1 protein-coding gene is annotated in these 5,047 nt (G+C 74.2%); it reads right to left on the bottom strand.

Translation table 11 applies throughout. The annotated features are described in order from the left end of the window. Window positions 1–23: 23 nt before the first annotated feature. A partial coding sequence (locus tag E4099_RS28830) for a type I polyketide synthase (RefSeq protein ID WP_135342066.1) occupies window positions 24–5,047 on the bottom strand: 5,024 nt, incomplete at its 5' end.

Raw genomic sequence — 5,047 nt, forward strand, 5'->3', positions numbered from 1 at the left:
GGTCGGGGTCGGCTCGGGGGGTGTCATGCTGCCTCCTCGTCGTGGCTGGTCAGCCGCTGCTCGATGAATGCGGTGAGCTGTCCCACGGACGGGTGGTCGAACACGCTCGACGCGGACAGGGGTATGCGGAAGACGATCTCCAGGCGGTTCTTGAGTTCGACCGCCGCCAGCGAGTCCAGGCCGACCTCGAAGAACCGGGCGCCGGCCGGCACGTCCTCGGCGCCGTCGAAGTGCAGCAGTTCGGCGATGGCCGTGCGCACCACCGTGGAGATCGCCTCCAGTCGCTCGGGGCGCGGCAGGGCGGGCAGGGCGTCCACGTCCAGTTGGATGGAGGTGGTCCGGGTGTGCCGGGCGACGTGCTGGTAGAGGGCGTTGGGCTGCGGCCGGGTGGTGGCGTAGCGGTCCCAGTCGACCTCGGCGATGGTGAGCTGGGCCGGCGCCCGGTCCAGGATCCGGAACAGCGCGCGGATGCCGGCGCCGGGCTCGAAGAAGGTGAAGCCCTGGTTCTCGACGTCGGCGATGTGCCGCTGCGCCATGTCGGCGGCCAGTCCGACCTGGCCCCAGGCGCCCCAGTTGACGCTGAGGCCGGGCAGGCCGGCCGAGCGGCGGTGGCACATCAGGGTGTCCAGGAAGGCGTTGCCGGCCGCGTAGTTGGCCTGCCCTCGGGAGCCGACCACGGCGGCCACCGAGGAGTAGCCGACGAAGAACCGCAGCGTGGGGAAGGTCTTCGCGGCCTGGTGCAGCAGCCAGCTGCCGTACACCTTGGCCTGGAAGACGGTCTCGATGCTCTCCCAGGTCTGGGCGGCCACCGGGGCGTCGGCCAGCACCCCCGCGGCGTGGACGATGCCGCCCAGCGGGTACGGCCGGGCCCGCAGTGCCTCGGTGACGCGGGTGATGTCGGCGGCCTGGGCGACATCGCCGGTGTAGCAGACCACCTCGGTGTCCGGGCCCAGCCGCTCGCGCAGTGCGGTCAGTTCCGCGTCGCCTGGTGTACGCCTGCTGAGCAGGGCGATATGCCGGGCGCCGAGGTCCACCAGGCGCTCGGCGACGATCCCGCCCAGCGCGCCGAGGCCGCCGGTGATCAGGTAGGTCTGCTGGGCGCTGATGTCGGCCGGCCGGGGATGGCCGGTCTCGGGACCGGTGAAGTCGAACACGGCCTTGCCGATGTTGGCGCCCCGGCTGAGGACGCCGAACGCCTCCTCTACCTCGTCGAGGGTGTGGACGGTGGTGGGCAGGGCGGTCAGCTCGCCGCGCTCCACCAACTCCATCACGGTGCCCAGTACCTCTCGGGTGAGCGCCTGGGCCTGCTCGGGGGTGTAGCCGGCGAAGTCGAAGTGGTGGTAGGCGACATCGGGTCGGGCCTGCCGCATCCGCTCCTGGGTCCAGGCGCCGATCATGCCCAGCTCCACGAAGCGGCCGCCTTCGGCCAGGGTCCGCACCCCCGCCTCGATGAACTCCTTGTTCAGGCTGTTGAGCACGATGTCCACGCCCTGGCCGCCGGTCGCGGCCAGGATCTCGTCGGCGAAGTCCAGGGTGCGGGAGTTGTACAGACGGGTCACGCCCTGGGAGCGCAGCAGCGGCCACTTGTGCGGGCTGGCGGTGGCGAACACCTCGGCGCCGGCCCGCCTGGCCAGCTGGACCGCCGCCTGGCCCACCCCGCCGGCCGCGGCGTGCACCAGCACCCGGTCGCCGGCCTTGATGCCGGCCAGGGTGTGCAGCGCGTGGTAGGCGGTGAGGAAGGCGGTGGGCAGCGCGGCGGCCTCGGTGAAGGAGAGCCGGGCCGGCTTGCGTACCGCCATCGCCGAGGAGCAGGTCAGCTGCTGCCGGAAGCAGCCCAGGTCGGCGAGGACCACCTCGTCGCCGACCGCGAAGTCGGCGTCCGGGCCGGCGGCGGTCACCACGCCGGCGGCCTCCAGGCCGAGCGGCAGTTCGGGTACCTCGCCGTCGGTCGTCGGGGCGTGCTGCCGGTGCAGCCCCAGGGCGTTGAGCACGTCCTTGAAGTTGAGCCCGGCCGCGTGTACCCGGACCTGGATCCGGTCGCCCTGCGGGGCGGGCAGCTCCTGGAGCGGCGTCTGGACGATGCCGCTGAACTGCCCGTACTCCTTGATGGTCAGTTCGACGTCGGTGCGTGCGCCGCCCGCCTGCGGGTATACCCGGCGCACATGGCGCAGTCCGCCGCGGTAGGCCAGTTGGTACTCGGCGGATTCCCCGGCCGACCACTCGGCGAGCAGCGGCAGGAGGTCGCGGTCGGCCTCCGGGTCCCGGTCGGCGGCGCCGGGCAGGTCCACCAGGGTGACCTGGTAGCCGGGGTACTCGGTCCACATCACCTGGCCGAAGCCCCACAGGGTGGCGGCGGCCGGGGCGGTGTGCCCGTCCCCCGCGGCGTCGCCGGGCAGGGCCTGGGCGCCCTCGGTGACCAGCCACAGCCGCTGGCCGCGGCCGAAACCGGCCTTCTCCAGGGCGTCCCGCAGGTCGAGCAGGTCGCGGTAGTTGGCCGCGCACTCGGCCCGCAGGGCCGCTGCCGGGTCCTCGGCGCTCCCGCTCTCCTGGGCCGTCCGCGGCTGGGGCCGCCAGAACCAGCAGACATCGGTGGGCCGGTCGGCCAGCGGGCCCGCGGCCTCGGCCGCGGTGGCGGCCACCGCCAGCTTGGTGCCGGTCCGCGCGGCGGCCTCGGTGAGCGCGTCGAGCCCCTGCCGGCCCGGGCCGATCAGCAGCACCCGGCGGGCCTCCGCGACACCGGCGCGCAGCGAGCGCTTGATCCAGCGGAGCTCGGAGTACATCCGGTCCCGGTCGGCCGCGGCGCCCGTGACCCGGCGCAGCGCCAGGCCCTCCAGGACGAAGACGGTGCGGTCGCCGTCCAGCACCAGCAGGTCGGCGGTGGGCGGGCTGTCCGGATCCGCCGCCAGATGGCGCCGCAGCACGCTGCGCAGCGTGCCGCCGCGGGGCTTCCTCAGCAGCCGGCAGCGGGCGAACCCGACCGGCATGGCGACCTGGTCGTCCTCCTGGGAGAGGGCCGCGATGGTCTGGAAGGCGCAGTCCAGTACGGCCGGTGGCAGCTGCTCGGCGGGGGTGGCGGGGGCGCCGCGCAGATGGCCGACGGCGATGTCGTCTCCGTACCGCTCGACCCGGTCCAGGCCGCGGAAGCCGGGGCCGTACTCCACGCCCAGCTCGGTGAAGTCGGCGTAGAGGTCGGTGGCCCGGCGTACCGAGTGGGGTTCGCCCAGCCGCTCGGCCACCTCGCGCAGCTCCCGCTCGGCGCCCAGGGGGTGCGGGTCGTCCGAGGGGGTGATGGCGGCGGAGGCGTGCAGCCGCTCCAGCGGGGCCCGGCCCGGCTGCTCGGCCTGGACCAGGCTGAGGATCTCCACCCGGGCGGTGCCCTCGTCGTCGGTGCGCAGCCGGGTGCGCAGCTCGGTGGTCTCGTGGTCGGCGAGGAAGAGCGCCTCGTGGATGGCCACGTCGGTAATGGGCAGGCCGGTCTCGCCGTACACGGCGTCCTGGAGGGCGAGCAGGATCTCCAGGTAGCCGGCGCCGGGGAAGACCACCTTGCCCATCACCTTGTGGTCGGCCACCCAGCCGGGACGCTCGGCGCTGACGCGGGTGGTGAACTCGCGGACGCCGGCGGTGCGCTGCTCCTCGCCGGTGACCTCCCGGCCGAGCAGCGGGTGGCTGCCGTCGCCGAGGGCGGCGGGTGCGGCCTCGGCGGCCGGGAGCCAGTGCCGCCGCCGGTCGAAGGCGTAGGTGGGCAGGGTGATCCGGCGGTGCGGGTGGTCGCGGTGGTGGGCGGCCCAGTCCACGGTGGCGCCGGCGGTGTAGAGCTGGGCCAGCGCCTGCCCGATGACGGTGCCGTCGGTGTCCTCGGGATGGAGGCTGTTGAGCCACAGGTGGCCGGTGGCTTCGTCGGCGGCGGCGCCACCCAGGCACTGCTTGCCCATGCCGATGAGCTCGGTGGCGGGGCCGACCTCCAGGAAGGCGTGCCGGCCGCGGCGGGCGATGGCGCGCATCCCGTCGGCGAACCGCACCGCCTCCCGCAGGTGGCGGGCCCAGTAGTCGGGCGAGGCGAGTTCGCCGGGGGCAGCGATGTCGCCGGTGAGGTTGGAGACCAGGGTGTACCGGGGCTCGTGGAAGGTCAGGCCGGCGACCACCTCGCGCAGTTCCTCGGATGCCTCGGCCATCAGCGGGGAGTGCGAGGCGCAGGAGACCGCCAGCCGCTTGGTCTTGACGCCCCGCGCGGTGAGTTCCGCCACCACCGCGGCCAGCGACTCCTTGCCGCCGGAGAGCACGATCTGGGTGGCGCCGTTGACGGCGGCCAGCGACAGGTCGTCATGGCCGGCCAGCAGGTCGGCGACCTCTTCGGCGGCGGCCTCCACGGCGGCCATCGCGCCGGGCGGTGAGGCGTGCATCAGCCGGGCGCGGGCCGCCATGAGGGTGACCGCGTCCTGGAGGGTGAACAGTCCGGCGACGGTGGCGGCGACGATCTCGCCGATGCTGTGTCCGGCCAGGACGGTGGGCTCGACGCCCCAGGACAGCCAGAGTTCGGCCACCGCGTACTCCAGCGCGAACAGCGCCGGCTGCATGAAGCGGATCTCGTTGATCAGCTCGGCGTCCTCGGCCCTGCCCAGGATCATGTCGGTCAGGGAGCGTCCCAGGTGCGGGGCGAAGAGCCGGTCGCAGGTGTCCAGGCGGTCCCGGAACACCTCGTACCGCTCGTACAGCGGGCGGCCCATGCCCACGTACTGGGAGCCGCCGCCGGAGAACAGGAAGGCGGTCCTGGCCGGCTCGACCTCCCGTCGCGGCTGGGCGGCCCGGGTGCGCTCGCGGTCCAGCAGCCGTGCCACGTCGTCCAGGTCGCGCACCAGCCCGGCCACCCGCAGCGGGAAGTGGGCGCGGCCGGTGGCGGCGCTCGCGCACAGGTCGGTGAGGTCGGTTTCCGGGTGGTCGGCGAGCAGGTGCTGGTAGCGCTGGATCTGGCCGCGCAGGGCGGGGGCGGTCCTGGCGGAGAGGGTGAAGACCTGCGGGCGCCCGGGCTGCTCGGCGCGGGGGGCCGGCG

The sequence above is a fragment of the Streptomyces palmae genome, from assembly GCF_004684805.1.
Lineage (GTDB): Bacteria > Actinomycetota > Actinomycetes > Streptomycetales > Streptomycetaceae > Streptomyces > Streptomyces palmae.